This window comes from Micromonospora sp. RV43, assembly GCF_001029515.1.
Classification (GTDB): Bacteria; Actinomycetota; Actinomycetes; order Mycobacteriales; family Micromonosporaceae; genus Micromonospora; species Micromonospora aurantiaca.
Genome location: NZ_LEKG01000005.1, coordinates 84,710 through 99,579, shown reverse-complemented (window position 1 = coordinate 99,579; position 14,870 = coordinate 84,710). Strand labels below are relative to the sequence as shown.

Below are 14,870 nucleotides of genomic sequence, written 5' to 3'. Positions count from 1 at the left end.
GTCCCGACCTCGTTCGCCGTCAACGGTGTCACCTGCACCGGCGGCGTGCCGGTGGTGGGGGTGACGCCGCCGGTGCAGGTGACACCGTTGACGGCGAACGAGGTCGGGACCGGGTTGCTGCTGTTGTTCCAGGTGCCGTTGAAGCCGAACGACGTGCTCGCGTTGGTGCCCAGGCTGCCGTTGTAGCTGACGTTGGCGGCCCGCACCGAGGCGCCGCTGGCGGTGATCTCGGCGCCCCAGGCCTGGGCGACGGTCTGACCGGCGGCGAACGTCCAGGTGACGGCCCATCCGTTGAGCGGGTCGCCGAGGTTCGTCAGGTTGACGTTGGCGGTGAAGCCGCCACCCCACTGCGCGGTGACGGCGTAGTCGACGCGGCAGCCGGCGGCCGCCTGCGCGGCGGTCGCGCCGACGGCCAGGCCGGACGCGGCGAGCGCGGCCGTCGCCGCGGCGGACGTCCACAACACCGTACGGCGGTGTCGGTTGATCATGCTGGTCTCCTGCGGGTGGTGGTGCCGTGCCCGCGCCGGCACCGATGCCCTGTCGGTGTCGGGGGCGGGCCTTGATACCCGGACGTCCCACGAACGCTCACGTCTCCCGCGCAGTAAGCGCTTTCAGCGCAGCCTAACGACGGACGTCGATGTGGTCAAACCTCGGTACGCACTGAACGATCTCGACGCGCCGTCCGTATCCACTGCCGACCGGAACATCGGCCGGAACCGCGATGCCGGAGCGGGCACGAGCACGATTCCTCCAGTCGTCACTTCGCACCGTGGAGACGGGGCGGCACCCGCCGCACCGGCCCTCCCGGTCAACCAGAGGAGAGGTGCATGGCCAGGGGTACGCGCAAGACCGCGGTCCTGAAGCTCGGCGGGGTGGGCGCCCTCGCGGCGCTGTTGTTCGCCGGCGGACTGCAACTGGCGTCGGCGGGCGAGAACAACCGCCCGGCCACCACAGCCGCCGCGCAGACCGTGAACTGCCCGACCGTACGCGACAAGCTGCCCGCCGTCCCCGCTGCGGCGTCGGCCCAGGTGGAACGGGAACTGGCCAACCTGGACCAGGAGATCGCCCGGCAGAACGAGCGGCTGGCCCGGCAGGCGGTACGCCCCGAGGGCGGACCGGCGTTCATCGACAACGCCATCCTCGGCCCGCTGCGCAGCAAGCGCGTCGCCGTGCTCGACCGCATCGAGATCGCCTTCAATCGGATCGGCGCGCAGCGGCCGGACCTGGACGCGCTGGCGGCCTGCTCGCTCAACGCCCCGGGCGTGCCGAGCGCCGTCAACGGCGGCGCCGGCCAGAACGGTGCCGGCCAGAACGGCAACGGCAACGCCGGCGGGCAGAACGGCAACGGGCAGAACGGCAACGCCGGGGGTCAGAACGGCAACGCGGGCGGCCAGAACGGTAACGCCGGCGGCGCGGCGCGGACCGTCAACTGCCCCCGCGTCGTGCTCCCCGCCGTCCCGGCGGCGGCCGCGGGCCAGGTGCAGGCCGAACTGGCCACGCTGGACAAGCAGATCGCCGAGGCCGACGCCCGCCTGGCCCGGCTCGCGGTACGCCCCGAGGGCGGACCGGCGTTCATCGACAACGCCATCCTCGGCCCGCTGCGCAGCAAGCGCGTCGCGGCGCTCGACCGCATCGAGATCGCGTTCAACCGCGTCGGCGCGCAGCGGCCGAACCTGGACGGGTTCGCCACCTGCGGCCTGAACTGACAGGGACCGGTCGCGGCCCGGCGGTGCGCATCCCGCCGGGCCGCGACAGCGGTCACAACGGCCCGAACACGTCGCCCGGGTCGGCGTCCAGGGAGAGCGTCTCCAGCACGGTGAGCAGTTGCCGCTCCTCGTACCGGAAGTGCGACTCCATGATCGCCGCCACGCCCTCCAGGTGCCGGGCCAGTTCCCCGGGCGGGGCGTCGCGGACCACCGCCGCGCTCAGCCCGGTCAGCAGGTACCCGATCATCGAGTGGTCCTGCCGCAGCCGGTCCAGCGTGCCGCGCAGTTCCGGATGCCGCGCTGCGATCGCCGGGAAGAGGCTGTGGTCCTCGCCCTCGTGATGCGCGGTCAGCGCCGCGCAGAACCCGTGGCAGAACAACAGCAGCTCACGTGTCGCCGGGCGGGCCGGCTCGCCGTCGGCGAGCGCCCGCCGGGTCACCGCCAGCGCCTCGCGCAGCCGCTCGTGAACGGCGCGCATCTCGCGGCTCCAGGCCACCAGCCTGGTCTGTTCGCCCTCAGCCATGAGGCGAGGGCGAAGGGACGACGAGTGTCATCGTCGTACTCCCTTCGATCCGGCGCCTCCATGCCTGACACGGTCTGCCACCGGCACGCGACGCTGGGCGGAGCCTAACCGGCGGCACCGGCGCCATCAAGTAGTGCCAGCGCTACCCCGGTTCGGCAGCTGGCGGTATGGAGCGCGGGGCCTGGTTCTCCGAGGCTTGAGGTCGTACCCGTTCACCTCCGTCGAGGAGTTCCCATGACCCGCCGTACCTTCCCGGTGGCCGTCGGCGCCGCGGCCCTGCTCACCGTCACCGCGCTGGGTGTGCCCGCCGCGTCCGCCACCACCACCGACGCCCGGCGTCCGGCCGCCGACGCGGTCCAGCAGCGACTGGACGGCCTGGTCGCCGAGCACGGCTTCCCCGGGGCGCTGGCCTCCGTACGCCGCGACGGCCGGGTGCGCGACTACACCGCCGGGGTCGGTGACCTGCGCACCGGCGCCGGGATCCCCCGCGACGCCCGGGTGCGCGTCGGCAGCAACACCAAGACGTTCACCGCGGTGGTCGTCCTCCAGCTCGTCGGCGAGGGCCGGATCGACCTGGACGCAAGCGTCGAGCGCTACCTGCCCGGCTTGGTGCGCGCCAACGGCAACGACGGGCGGCGGATCACCGTACGCCAGCTGCTCCAGCAGACCAGCGGCCTGCCCGACTACGACGACGTGGTGTTCGGCAAGGCGCTGGACCTCGTGGACCGGCGCAGCGACTACTTCGACCCGCGCCGGCTGCTGGACGAGGCACTCACCCAGTCGCGGCACTTCCCGCCGGGCGAGAAGTGGGAGTACAGCAACACCAACTTCGTCCTGGCCGGACTGATCGTCGAGCGGGTCACCCAGCGCCCGGTCGGCGAGGAGATCACCCGGCGGATCATCGAGCCGCTGCGGCTGCGCGACACGTACTGGCCGCAGACCGGCGAGCAGGACCTGCCCGGCCGGCTGCCGCGCGGATACGTGGCGGTGGAGCCCGGCGCGCCGTGGGTCGACGTGACCCGGATGGACCCGTCGCTGGGCTGGGCCGCCGGCCAGCTCGTCTCGACGCCGTCGGACCTGCGCACGTTCTTCGAGGCGCTGCTGGCGGGCCGGCTGCTCGAGCCGGCCCAGCAGGCGGCCCTGACGCGTACCGTGCCGGCGCCCGACTTCGAGCCCACAGGCGTCTGGGAGTACGGCCTGGGCATCGCCCGGCACGAGCTGCCCTGCGGCGGCCACGCCTGGGGGCACGGCGGCGACATCCAGGGCTTCCAGACCCGCAACCTGTCCACCACCGACGGGCGCAGCGCGGTGGTCGCGGTGACCGGGCTGCCGACGAGCATGGAGATGCTGGAGGCGGTCACCAGCACCGTCGACGCGGCCCTGTGCGGCACCCGCCGCTGATCCGCCTCGACACCGCACGCGCGCCGCCTCCCGCGAGGCGGCGCGCGGACGTGCGTGCGTCTACCGCCGGCCGTCGAGGTAGCGCAGCACGGCGGTGACCCGGCGGTCGGCGCGGTCGTCAGGCGGCAGGCTCAGCTTCGCGAAGATGCTGCGGATGTGCTTGTGCACCGCGCCGTCGGTGACGAACAGCCGTTCCGCGATCGCGCCGTTGCCCAGCCCTTCGGCCATCAGCGCCAGCACCTCGTGCTCACGCGGCGACAGCTCGGCCAGCGCGGTGTCCGGCCGCCGGTTGCGGGCGAGCAGCTGCCCGACCACCTCGGGGTCGATCACGCTGCCGCCGGCCGCGACGCGGTGCAGCGCGGCGAGGAACTCCTCGACCCGGCCCACCCGCTCCTTGAGCAGGTAGCCGAGCCCGGAGGCGCCGACCGAGAACAGCTCGGTGGCGAACGCCTGCTCGACGTACGCGGACAGGACCAGCACCGCGAGGCCCGGCAGGCGGCGGCGGGCCTCGACCGCGGCGACGATCCCCTCGTCGGTGTGCGTGGGCGGCATCCGCACGTCGACGATCGCCACGTCCGGCCGGTGCTCGTCCACGGCGGCCAGGAACTCCCCCGGCGTGCCCGCGGTGGCCACCACGTCCAGGTCCTCGGCGCGCAGCAGCAGCGCCAGCCCTTCGCGCAGCAGCGCGTCGTCCTCGGCGATCACGATCCGCATGGCAGCTCCACGTGCATCCTCGTCGGTCCTCCCGGTGGACTCGTCAGCGTCATCCGCCCGTCGTACGCCTCGACCCGGCGGCGGATGCCGGTCAGCCCGGAGCCACGCGTCTCGTCGGCGTCCCCGCGCCCGTCGTCGGTGACTGTGACGAGCAGCCGGTTCCCCTCCCGGCGCACGGCGACGTCCACCGCGCTCGCGCCGCTGTGCCGGACCACGTTCGTCAACGCCTCGGCCACCACGAAGTACGCGGTGGCCTCGACCGACGCCGCGCAGCGCACGTCGACGTCCACCGACAGGCGGCACGGAACCGCGCACTCCGCGGCGAGTCCGTCGAGCGCCCCGGCCAGGCCCCGGTCGCCGAGCACCGGCGGCAGGATGCCGCGCACCACCGTACGCAGCTCACCGAGCGCCTGCTCGGCCGCGTTCTGCGCGCGTTCCAGGATCTCGTCGGCGCGGGCCGGGTCACGGCGTACCGCCCGCCGCGCGGCGCCGAGCAGCACGTTCACCGCGACCAGCCGGTTCTGCGTGCCGTCGTGCAGCGAGCGTTCGATCCGGCGCAGCTCCACCGCGTGGGCGTCGAGCGCGGCGGCCCGGGTGGCGGTCAGTTCGGCGACCCGCAGCGACAGGTCGAACCCGGGCGGCGGGGGCAGCAGCCGGCGGCCCGGCCGGGCCTGGATCCGCGCCAGGGCCGGCCCGGTCGCGACCGCGAGCACCAGCCACCCGATGCCGAGCACGCCGACAGTGAGCGCGTCGCCGAGCCCGTCGACGCGCCACCAGCCGATCCCCGGTGCACCGGCGTCCGGCGGCACCAGCCGGTACCACAGCGGGAACGTCATGTCCTGCACGGCGTAGATCGGCAGCGCGAGCGCGATCAGCCCGGCGCCGAAGCCGAGCGTTCCGTGGGTGGCCACCCAGCGCAGTTCCCGCCGGACGACCGGGTCGCGCAGCGCCGGGCGCACCCCGGCCGGCACCGGGCCGGGCGACGGGATCGGCGGCCCCCACCGGGACAGCCGGGCACGCTCGCGGTCGGCCACCGACCGCACCGCCCGCAGCATCCCGGGTACGAGCAGCAGTCCGAACCCGCCGACGCAGGCCGCCGCCACGACGACGATCCCGAACAGCGCGCCGAGCGCCAGCACGGCGGTGCCGAGCCCGCCGACGAGGTGCTCCAGCGCGTCCACCGCGGCGCGGAACCGCCTGCGTACGTACTCCATCCCCGGCCCACCCCCGGCCGCCACGATAGGTCACCGCTGTCGCCGTCCGTCAGGTCCGGGCGCGGAAAGTACAGCCTGCTGTACCCCGGTCGTCGTGCTGGCGGGATCGTTCCCGGCCGGCCGCGCGCCTAGCGTCGAGGTGCAAGGACGTCACCCGAGGAGGCAGCCGTGAACGACCTGGACCGTACCGCCGAGAACACCGCCGCGACGACGCCCGTCACCCGGATGCGCCCGCTGCTCTGGCTGGTGCTCGTCGTCAGCGTGGCGGCGAACGTGACGCTGTCGAGCGTCCTGGGCAACCCGTGGGCCGGTTCGGCCTTCGGCGCGCTGGCGCTCGCATCAGGCGCGGCGCTGGCAGTGAACCACTACCGCAACCGCTGATCCGCCGCCGTGCGGGCGGCGCCGGGAAGCCGGGCGGGGCGGGCCGTGAGGACGATCGGCCCGCCCTGCGGCGTTCGCCCCGCGACCACTCCCCCGGCTGGTACGACTGGTGTCGTCGCGGGAGGTCCGCGGCTGCGCGCGTTAGCGTCACCACTCGATTGACAGACGACTATGTGAACGCCAGGCTAGGGGAGATTGTTAGCGCTAACGCGGACGTCATCCCCACCGCAGAGGAGGGCCCCTCGTGCCCCTGACCCGACGCGCGTTCACCCTCGGTGCCCTGTCCACCGCTGCGGCCGCCTCCGGCGCGCTCAGCCTGCCCCGCGGCGCGCTCGCCGCGCCGAACACGGCCTACGCCATGGCCTACTTCACCGAGACGCCTAACGGTCTCGGCGCCGACTACGGCCTGCACCTGGCCGTCAGCCGGGACGGCCTCACCTGGACCCCGCTGAACCAGAACAACCCGGTCGTCACCCCGGCCGCCGGGCAGCTCGGCCTGCGCGACCCGTTCGTGCTGCGCAGGACCGACGGCACGTTCGTGGTGCTGGCCACCGACCTCAAGGGCACCAACTGGGGGCTGACCAGCCAGTACCTGCACGTGTGGGACTCCACCGACCTGACCGCGTTCACCGGTTACCGGCGCATCCGGATGCACACGCTGGACACCCACACGTGGGCGCCGACCGCGTTCTGGGACGCCGCCCGCGGCCAGTACGCCATCGTCTACTCCGCCAACAACGGCCGGGACGTGCTGTTCGTCAACTACACGAGCGACTTCCGCACCGTCAGCGCACCGCAGGTCTACTTCAGCCCGGGCTTCGGCGTGCTCGACGGCGACGTGGTGGTCGACGGCGGCACCACGTACCTCTACTACAAGAACCTCGACGACGGGTACCTGTACGGCGCCCGGTCCGCCACCGGCGCACCGAACAGCTTCACCACGTACACCAGCGGGCTGCGGCAGGGCAACGCGATCGAGGCGCCGCTGCTGCTGCGCACGAACGAGGGCGGCTGGCGGCTGTGGGGCGACTCGTTCAGCCCGGTCAACAACGACTACTACGCCTGGTCCACCACCACCATCGCGGGCAACTCGTGGACGCCGCTGAACCAGCGCGACTACACCCCACCGCTGAACTCCAAGCACGGTTCGATGGTCGGCATCAGCGACGCCGAGTACGCCGGGATGGTCAACCGCTGGGGCACGCCGAACTGGGTGCGGCTCAAGTCGTCGAACCTGCCCGACCGCTACGTCCGGCACGCCGACCGGATCGCCCGCGTTGACGCGTACCCGTTCGACCCCTACCAGGACCAGATGTGGCGCATGGTCCCCGGCCTGGCCGACTCCGCCGCCGTCTCGTTCGAGTCGGTCAACTACCCCGGCAACTACCTGCGGCACTACGACTACGCGGTCCGGCTGGACCCGAACGACGGCACCGCCACGTTCCGCGCCGACGCCACCTTCCACCGCACCGCCGGCCTGGCGGACAGCACCTGGTCGTCGTTCCGCTCGCACAACTTTCCCACCCGCTACCTGCGGCACTACGACTACCGGCTGCGCATCGACCCGCTCGGCGCCGGCTCCCCCGCGATCGACAGGCAGGACGCCACGTTCCGGGTCACCGCGTAACCGCCCCCACCACCACCGTCCCCCGCCACGGAGGCCGCCATGCCCGCTCCCCTGGTCAACCGCCGATTCCTCCTGCGCACGACCGCCGCGACAGCCGTCGCGGCCACCGCCGGCGCCGCCGCCGGGTCCGTCTCCGCAGGCGGTACGGCACACGCCGCGCTGCCACCGGCCCGCCCCGACATCGGCGTGTCCGCGTACGCGTTCGATCCCGGCCAGGTACGGCTGACCGCCGGCCGCTGGCAGGACAACCAGAACCGTACGGTCGCCTACCTGCGCTTCGTCGACGTGAACCGGCTGCTCTACAACTTCCGGGCCAACCACCGCCTGTCCACCGGCGGCGCCGCCGCCAACGGCGGCTGGGACGCGCCCAACTTCCCGTTCCGCACCCACATGCAGGGCCACTTCCTGACCGCCTGGGCACAGGCGTGGGCGGTGCTCGGCGACACCACCTGCCGGGACAAGGCACTCACCATGGTCGCCGAACTGGCCCGCTGCCAGGCCAACAACGGCGCGGCCGGGTTCAGCGCCGGGTACCTGTCCGGCTTCCCGGAGTCCGACTTCACCGCGCTGGAGGCGCGGACGCTCAGCAACGGCAACGTGCCCTACTACTGCATCCACAAGACGCTCGCCGGGCTGCTGGACGTGTGGCGGCTGATCGGCAGCACCCAGGCCCGGGACGTGCTGCTGGCGCTGGCCGGGTGGGTCGACCAGCGCACCGGCCGGCTCACCTCGGCCCAGATGCAGGCCATGCTCGGCACCGAGTTCGGCGGCATGAACGCGGTCCTGACCGACCTCTACCAGCAGACCGGTGACGGGCGGTGGCTGACTGTCGCGCAGCGGTTCGACCACGCCGCCGTGTTCAACCCGCTCGCCGCCAACTCCGACCAGCTCAACGGGCTGCACGCCAACACGCAGGTGCCCAAGTGGATCGGCGCGGCCCGGGAGTACAAGGCCACCGGCGTCACCCGCTACCGGGACATCGCCGCGAACGCGTGGGCCATCACGGTCGGCGCGCACACGTACGCCATCGGCGGCAACAGCCAGGCCGAGCACTTCCGGGCACCCAACGCGATCGCCGGCTACCTGCGCAACGACACGTGCGAGGCCTGCAACACGTACAACATGCTCAAGCTGACCCGGGAACTCTGGCAGCTCGACCCGGACCGGGTCGCGTACGCCGACTTCTACGAGCGCGCGCTGCTCAACCACATGATCGGCCAGCAGAACCCGGCCGACGCGCACGGCCACGTCACGTACTTCACCCCGCTCAACCCGGGCGGGCGCCGCGGTGTCGGCCCGGCGTGGGGCGGCGGCACGTGGAGCACCGACTACAACTCGTTCTGGTGCTGCCAGGGCACCGGGCTGGAGACCAACACGACGCTGGCGGACGCGATCTACTTCCACAACGGCACCACGCTGACCGTCAACCTGTTCGTCCCCTCGGTGCTCACCTGGAGCCAGCGCGGCATCACCGTCACGCAGGCCACCTCGTACCCGGTCGGCGACACCACGACGCTCACCGTCACCGGCTCGGTGGCCGGGTCGTGGACGATGCGGATCCGGATCCCGGCGTGGACCAGCGGGGCGAGCGTCAGCGTCAACGGCGTCGCGGCGGGCATCGCCGCCACGCCGGGCAGCTACGCCGTCCTGACCCGCGCCTGGACGTCCGGCGACACGGTCACGGTCCGGCTGCCGATGCGGGTCACCACTGTGGCGGCCAACGACGACGCCGCTGTGCAGGCCGTCACGTACGGGCCGGTGGTGCTCTCCGGCAACTACGGCAACGCCACGTTGAGCGGCCTGCCGACGCTGGACCCCGCCTCGGTCACCCGTACCGGCGCCGGCAGCCTCGCGTTCACCGCCCGGGCCGACGGCGCCACCGTCAACCTCGGCCCGTTCTACGACGCCCACGGGCACAACTACACGGTCTACTGGCGGGTCGGCGCGGGCGCCGGCGGCGGGGAGGCGAGCTTCCGGCTCGCCAACGCGGCGAGCGGCCTGGTGCTCGGCATCCAGAACATGTCCACAGCCGATGGCGGGCTCGCGCTCCAGTGGGGCGACACCGGCACCGCCGACCACGACTGGCAACTGGTGGTCGACGGGTCGGCGCTGCGGCTGCGCAACGTCAACAGCGGCAAGGTGCTGGGGGTGGAGAACATGTCCACCGCCGACGGCGCCCGGATCCTGCAGTGGGCGGACAACGGCACCGCCGACCACCTGTGGACCGTCGTCGACGTGGGCGACGGCAGCCACAAGCTGCGCAACGTGCACACCGGCAAGCTGCTCGGCATCTCCGGCGGCTCGACCGCCCAGGGCGCGTTCGCCGTGCAGGATCCGGACAACGGCAGCCTGGACAACCAGTGGCGGTTCCTGCCCAACGGAGCGCGGCGGATCCAGAACCTCGGCAGCGGGCTGGTGCTCGGCGTGCAGAACATGTCCACCGCCGACGGCGGGCTGGTCGTCCAGTGGGGCGACACCGGCACCGCCGACCACCTCTGGACCGCGCTCGTGGACACCGGCGGCTACCTGCGGCTGCGCAACGGCAACAGCGGCAAGGTGCTGGGCGTCGAGGGCGGCTCGACAGCGGCCGGCGCCCGGATCGTCCAGTGGGCCGACAACGGCACCGCCGACCACAGGTGGCGGCTGCGGCACGGCGGAGGCGGCTGGTTCCGCATCCAGTGCGCGAACGGGGGCCGTGTGCTCGGGCTCAGCGGCGGCTCCGGCGCCCAGGGTGCGCAGGCGGTCCTCGCCGACGACACCGGGGCCGCGCACCAGCGCTGGCGGTTCCTGTAGATCAGGCGGTGACGGTGGGAGCGGTCGGGCCGCTCCCACCGCCGCCAGGATCGGTCAGGGCGTCAGGGCGTCCGGGGCGGGAGTCCAGGTCGACTCGTCCCGCACGTCGTCGGCGACGGTGATCCCCTCGGCGATCCGCAGCAGCTCGGCCTGGGGCAGCCGGCCGCCGACGCCCTCGGAGCTGACCTGGACGACGACAGTGCCGTCGGCGCTCCAGATGTTGCAGAACCCGCCTCCGCGGGCCGCCCCCGGGTAGCACTTCGTCGCACCGGGCTCCGGTGACTGGTTGGAGCTGGTGCTCGGCGTGACGAAGATGTGGAACCCGTCCCTGATCCCGCCCTCGACCGAGTCGAACGGCGCGGTCAGGCCCGAGGTGCGCAGGGGCGGCCTGGTGTACGTCGCGCCGCCGTAGTCACCGGCGCGGGCGGTGGCGATGCCGCTCAGGCCGGGCATGGCGTGCGTGCCCACCTGGAGCGGCACGTAACCCCGCGGCAGGTAGCCCACAGTGAACGGCAGCGGCGCCGGCGTCGGCCCGGCCGGCTTCAGGCCCGCGACCAGGCCGCTCAGGTCCGCGAAGCTCGGCGTCGCCGCGTCGCCGGAGATCGACGTGACGGCCGCCCAGGCGTTGTGGGCGTACTCCCAGGCGAACAGCTTGTTGCCCGGATCCACCGGGTTGCGCGGGTCGAGGCCGAACGGCAGCGTCGCCTGCACCGCCCTGCGCCCGGCCACCCTGACGCTCCGACCGTCCTTGACCGCGGCCGGATCGAAGGCGCCGGGCCGGTAGACGGTCAGGTACGCCCACAGAGTCGGCTTCGCCCCGGCGGCCGTCCTCTCCTGCTCGAACGCCTCGGCCTCGTCCTGGCTGACGGGCTTGTCGTTCGAGGTGTGCCGGTCGGAGTAGACGGGGGCGATCTGGTACGCGGTCGACACGACGATCGGGTCCTGCACGTGCAGCGTGCCGGCGTCGTACCCGGTGAAGGTGAAGGTGAACGGCGAGGCGTCCGGCCAGGGGCTGACGCCCGGACGCGGCGCCTCGGACAGCGCCGAGGCGGTGCGCCTCGCGTCCAGGGTCGGCACCGTGATCGCGGCGGCGACCGCCACCGCGACGAGGCCCGCCGCGCCGGCTGTCGCGAACCGGTTCCGGCGGCGCCGCTCGGCGCGCCGCCCGGCCGCGACGATGTCGTCGACGGTACGGCCCATCGGCGGCTCGTCGCCGGTCACGGCGTCCACCAGTTCACGCAACTGCATTCGTCCACTCCTCCATCGGCCTGCCGGTGAGATTGAGGTGTTCGCCGCCGAGGGACTCGCGCAGCTTCGCCAGCCCACGGGAGACCTGGCTCTTGGCCGTGCCGACCGTGCAGTCGAGCACGGCGGCCGTGTCCTCCAGGCTCAGGTCCAGGTAGTGCCGCAGCACCACGGCGGCCCGCTGTCCCGCCGGGACGGCTTCGAGCGCCGCCCGCAGGCGCATCCGCTCGTCAGTCACCGCCGCCGTGTCCCGCACCGCGGCGTCCGGCATGGCGTCGCCGGCCGACCGCTCGCGCCGCCAGGGCCGGCGGGTCTCGTCGATCGCGGCCCGGTAGACCATGGTCTTGACGTAGAGATCGGGCCGCTCCAGCTTCCGCCAGCGTGGATAGAGCTTGACCAGCGCGTTTGCCACGGCGTCCTCCGCGGCGTGCCAGTCGCCGCAGGTCATGTACGCCAGCTTGCGCAGGGACGCCATCTGTGACGTCACGAACTCGCGGAACGCTTGCTCGTCTTCGGCTTTCAATCGACTGCCTCCTCGTGACGGAGGTAGAACGGCTACGCCCGCCCGGGAAGTTGCACGGACGGCGGACCAAATCCGCCGCGTGTCCGGAGACCTCGGTCAGTACCGTCCCGGTGGCGGCGCCGGCCACGAGCGGATCATGGTCGCCACCAGCGCCGGATGGTCGGTCGCCCCGCGCATGTCCACCGCGCGGCGGCAGCAGATCGTCACGCCGCTCGACGCCAGGATCTGCTGGCGGCCGCCGTCGTCGATCCGCCGGTAGCCCACCGGCACGCACGACCGCACGTCCGGCATGCCTCCGGCCCGCAGGTTGAGGTCACCGCCGAGGACGGTCGGCGCGCCGACGGCGTCGCCCCGGACGCCCGGCACGACGGTGCCGAGCAACTGCCCGCACTGGGCCAGCGCCACCTGGCCGCTGGTGTTCGCCAGGTGCGTGGTGCACGTGTGCAGCCCGTCGGCCCGGACGCAGAGCCAGACCCGCTCCTCGGGGTCGGCGAGGTCCTGCGCCGGATAGGTCCCCCGGTGCACCGACGGCCGCGCGTCGCGGGCGTCGAGGCGGGCCAGCAACCCGATCCCGTACGGCTCGCCGTTGTTGCACCGGGTGGGACCGCCGGAGGGGCGGTCACCGGCGGCCTGGAACGCGGACACCGTCGTGCCACCGGCACGGACGGCCCGCAGCGTACGCGCAAGCGTCACCATGTCGTCGCGGCAGACCTCGTTGAGCGTGACCACGTCGGGCAGTTCCGCGGCGATGACGTCGGCGGCCTGCGGGACGGCCCGGCCGGTGTAGCAGCCGGCCCGGCCGCTGTTGCAGAGGTTCATCTGGAGCACCCGCAGCGTCCCCGCGCCGGCGGCGCCCGCGCCCGACGACCCTGCGGGCAACCCGGCAACGACGAGCAGACACACCGCGGTCAGCACCCGGCGGACACGCCGGGCGAGGTGGGTGACCGGCTGCGCTGACAGCGGGACTCCAACGGGTACGGGCGGCGGCGGGCGCCGGTGATCCTATCGCCGCAACGCTCCCGTCACCGCCCGGCGCGGCCTACCTCGGTACGGCCCGGAACCACGCCTCCCGGTCGTCCGGGTCGGGCCCGCGCCGGGGCAGTGTCGGGGGTTCCTCGCCGGTGACCGGCGCGTAGTGGTCGAAGGTGGTGGTCAGCACCGCCTCGCCGCCGGTGAGGTCGGGCAGGGCGACGACGACCCGCGGCACCCGGGCGGACGGCAGGGTGCCGCTCACCTCCAGGTAGCCGCCAGCGACTGCGGTGTCGTGGACGACCGCGCCGAGCCGGCCGAGCAGCGCCAGCACCGTCTCGACCGCGTGCCGGGGCAGGTTGACGTCGAACCGCTCGATCGGCTGGCACACCCGCGTACCGGCCTGCCGCAGCGCGGCGGCGACCACGACCGGGGCGAGGTTGCGGAAGTCCGCCGCCACCGTCGAGATCGACTTGTCGAACTTCCGGTGCGGCCGGCTCTGCCTGGGCCAGTATCGGGACGCCGTCATGGTGACAGTGCAGTCGGTGACCGGCCAGCCGTGCCGGCCCTGCCGCAGCGCGGCCCGCACGCCCTCCTCGGTGGCGGCGACGAAGGCCGGCGGCAGTCGGCCCGGCTCGATCCCGGGACGGAACTCGATGCCGTGCCCGGCCGGTGCGGCGTCGATGCGCAACCCCAGCCCGGCCAGGTACGGGTTGCCGCGCTCGCGCAACCGCTCCTCGGCCGCGCCGGTGCCGGCGACCCGTTCGATGCAGGCGGTGAGCGTGCCGGAGAACCGCACCCGGACGCCGTAGCGGTCCTCCATCAGGGCGGCGAGGACCTCCTTCTGGACCTCGCCGTGCAGGCGGATCACCGCTTCCGCCTGCTGCTCGTCGAGGCGCAGGTCCACCAGCGGGTCCTCGTCGGCCAGCTCGGCCAGGCCGGCGAACATCGCCAGGCGCTGCGCCGGGTCGACCGGCTCGACGACCGCCTGCCGGGTCGGTGGCGGGAACCGGTAGCCGTGCCGCCGTGGCGGGTCGCCGATGTGCTGGCCGATCCGGGCCGACAGCCGGCGTACCCCGGCACCGGTGATGGCCGAGCCGCACACCGCCGGGACCAGCTCGGCGCCTCGTACCGCGCGGCGGAGCGCCCGGCGGACGTCGCGGACACGTACCGGCCGGTCGGTCAGCCAGCGTGCCGCCACCGCGTCGTCGACCTCGGCCACCTCCGCCACCACGGGTTCGGCGTCGAGGTCCACGGCATGCACCAGGGCCTCGCGGCTGCCCTGGCCGGTGACAGTGGTGAGCAGGACCGGCCGCGCCCCGAGCCGCTGCCGCACCTGGGCCGTCGCCCGGTCCACGTCGGCGCCGCCACGGTCCACCTTGTTGAAGAAGAACACAGTCGGTACGCCGATGCGGCGCAGCGCCCGCCAGATGGCGACTGTCTGCGGCTGGACGCCCTCCACGCTCGACACCACGAGCACTGCGGCGTCGAGGACGGCCAGCGACCGCTCGACCTCCGCGATGAAGTCGGGGTGGCCGGGGGTGTCCAGCAGGTTGATGCTGAGGTCACCGATGGTGATCGAGGTGACGGCCGCCCGGATGGTGATGCCGCGGCGGCGTTCCAGCTCCATCGAGTCGGTCCGGGTCGTGCCGGCGTCGACGCTGCCCGGCTCGGCCACCGCGCCCGCCTCGTAGAGCAGGCGTTCGGTCAGGCTGGTCTTTCCGGCGTCAACATGCGCGACGATTCCGAGGTTCAACAGGGCCAAGGCGGAGCT

The 14,870-nt window shown here is 73.4% G+C and carries 13 protein-coding genes; 5 read left to right on the top strand and 8 right to left on the bottom strand.

Going from position 1 to position 14,870, the window contains the following annotated elements; translation table 11 throughout:
• A partial coding sequence (locus ABD52_RS02790) for a cellulose binding domain-containing protein (RefSeq protein WP_047890682.1) occupies window positions 1-488 on the bottom strand: 488 nt, incomplete at its 3' end.
• Between the two features lie 339 nt (window positions 489-827).
• Between ABD52_RS02790 and ABD52_RS02785 the strand changes: the two genes are divergently transcribed.
• Window positions 828-1,706, top strand: coding sequence for a hypothetical protein (locus ABD52_RS02785; protein WP_047890681.1), 879 nt, complete (start codon window positions 828-830; stop codon window positions 1,704-1,706).
• 52 nt (window positions 1,707-1,758) lie between these two features.
• Here the strand turns inward: ABD52_RS02785 and ABD52_RS02780 are convergent, their stop codons facing one another.
• The gene (locus ABD52_RS02780) at window positions 1,759-2,229 is read right to left on the bottom strand and encodes a hemerythrin domain-containing protein (RefSeq protein WP_047890680.1); all 471 of its coding nucleotides are present in this window, start codon (window positions 2,227-2,229) and stop codon (window positions 1,759-1,761) included.
• A 234-nt stretch (window positions 2,230-2,463) separates the two neighbouring features.
• Between ABD52_RS02780 and ABD52_RS02775 the strand changes: the two genes are divergently transcribed.
• On the top strand, window positions 2,464-3,630 hold the full coding sequence (locus ABD52_RS02775; protein ID WP_047890679.1) for a serine hydrolase: 1,167 nt from the start codon (window positions 2,464-2,466) through the stop codon (window positions 3,628-3,630).
• A gap of 60 nt (window positions 3,631-3,690) precedes the next feature.
• On the opposite strand, the gene ABD52_RS02770 is transcribed toward ABD52_RS02775, so the two are convergent.
• On the bottom strand, window positions 3,691-4,344 hold the full coding sequence (locus tag ABD52_RS02770) for a response regulator transcription factor (protein WP_030268785.1): 654 nt from the start codon (window positions 4,342-4,344) through the stop codon (window positions 3,691-3,693).
• Window positions 4,332-5,558, bottom strand: a complete 1,227-nt coding sequence (locus tag ABD52_RS02765; RefSeq protein ID WP_047890678.1) for a sensor histidine kinase — start codon at window positions 5,556-5,558, stop codon at window positions 4,332-4,334. The genes ABD52_RS02770 and ABD52_RS02765 overlap by 13 nt, the downstream gene beginning before the upstream one ends.
• A gap of 168 nt (window positions 5,559-5,726) precedes the next feature.
• On the opposite strand from ABD52_RS02765, the gene ABD52_RS02760 reads away from it, so the two are divergent.
• From ABD52_RS02760 to ABD52_RS02750, 3 genes are all read left to right on the top strand, one after another.
• Entirely contained in the window at window positions 5,727-5,939 is a 213-nt protein-coding gene (locus ABD52_RS02760) for a hypothetical protein (RefSeq protein ID WP_013285733.1), read from the top strand.
• Between the two features lie 244 nt (window positions 5,940-6,183).
• The gene (locus tag ABD52_RS02755) at window positions 6,184-7,566 is read left to right on the top strand and encodes a glycoside hydrolase family 43 protein (RefSeq protein ID WP_047890677.1); all 1,383 of its coding nucleotides are present in this window, start codon (window positions 6,184-6,186) and stop codon (window positions 7,564-7,566) included.
• Between the two features lie 39 nt (window positions 7,567-7,605).
• The gene (locus tag ABD52_RS02750; RefSeq protein WP_047890676.1) at window positions 7,606-10,359 is read left to right on the top strand and encodes a beta-L-arabinofuranosidase domain-containing protein; all 2,754 of its coding nucleotides are present in this window, start codon (window positions 7,606-7,608) and stop codon (window positions 10,357-10,359) included.
• Window positions 10,360-10,413: 54 nt separating this feature from the next.
• Here the strand turns inward: ABD52_RS02750 and ABD52_RS02745 are convergent, their stop codons facing one another.
• The 4 genes from ABD52_RS02745 to ABD52_RS02730 form a co-directional block, all read right to left on the bottom strand.
• Entirely contained in the window at window positions 10,414-11,607 is a 1,194-nt protein-coding gene (locus ABD52_RS02745; RefSeq protein ID WP_030268776.1) for a hypothetical protein, read from the bottom strand.
• Window positions 11,594-12,127 carry a SigE family RNA polymerase sigma factor gene (locus ABD52_RS02740; protein WP_030268774.1) on the bottom strand — a complete coding sequence of 178 codons (534 nt, stop codon included), beginning with the start codon at window positions 12,125-12,127 and terminating at the stop codon, window positions 11,594-11,596. The genes ABD52_RS02745 and ABD52_RS02740 overlap by 14 nt, the downstream gene beginning before the upstream one ends.
• Before the next feature lie 96 nt (window positions 12,128-12,223).
• Window positions 12,224-13,042 (bottom strand): endonuclease/exonuclease/phosphatase family protein, encoded by an 819-nt coding sequence (locus tag ABD52_RS02735; RefSeq protein WP_047890675.1) that lies wholly within the window; start codon window positions 13,040-13,042, stop codon window positions 12,224-12,226.
• A gap of 124 nt (window positions 13,043-13,166) precedes the next feature.
• Window positions 13,167-14,861 carry a translation factor GTPase family protein gene (locus ABD52_RS02730; protein ID WP_047890674.1) on the bottom strand — a complete coding sequence of 565 codons (1,695 nt, stop codon included), beginning with the start codon at window positions 14,859-14,861 and terminating at the stop codon, window positions 13,167-13,169.
• Window positions 14,862-14,870: the final 9 nt, after the last annotated feature.

Excerpts from the sequence above, each read along its gene's own strand:
- ABD52_RS02785 (WP_047890681.1), top strand. The coding sequence starts at position 828 with ATGGCCAGGGGTACGCGCAAGACCGCGGTCCTGAAGCTCGGCGGGGTG.
- ABD52_RS02780 (WP_047890680.1), bottom strand. The coding sequence starts at position 2,229 with ATGGCTGAGGGCGAACAGACCAGGCTGGTGGCCTGGAGCCGCGAGATG.
- ABD52_RS02775 (WP_047890679.1), top strand. The coding sequence starts at position 2,464 with ATGACCCGCCGTACCTTCCCGGTGGCCGTCGGCGCCGCGGCCCTGCTC.
- ABD52_RS02770 (WP_030268785.1), bottom strand. The coding sequence starts at position 4,344 with ATGCGGATCGTGATCGCCGAGGACGACGCGCTGCTGCGCGAAGGGCTG.
- ABD52_RS02765 (WP_047890678.1), bottom strand. The coding sequence starts at position 5,558 with ATGGAGTACGTACGCAGGCGGTTCCGCGCCGCGGTGGACGCGCTGGAG.
- ABD52_RS02750 (WP_047890676.1), top strand. The coding sequence starts at position 7,606 with ATGCCCGCTCCCCTGGTCAACCGCCGATTCCTCCTGCGCACGACCGCC.
- ABD52_RS02745 (WP_030268776.1), bottom strand. The coding sequence starts at position 11,607 with ATGCAGTTGCGTGAACTGGTGGACGCCGTGACCGGCGACGAGCCGCCG.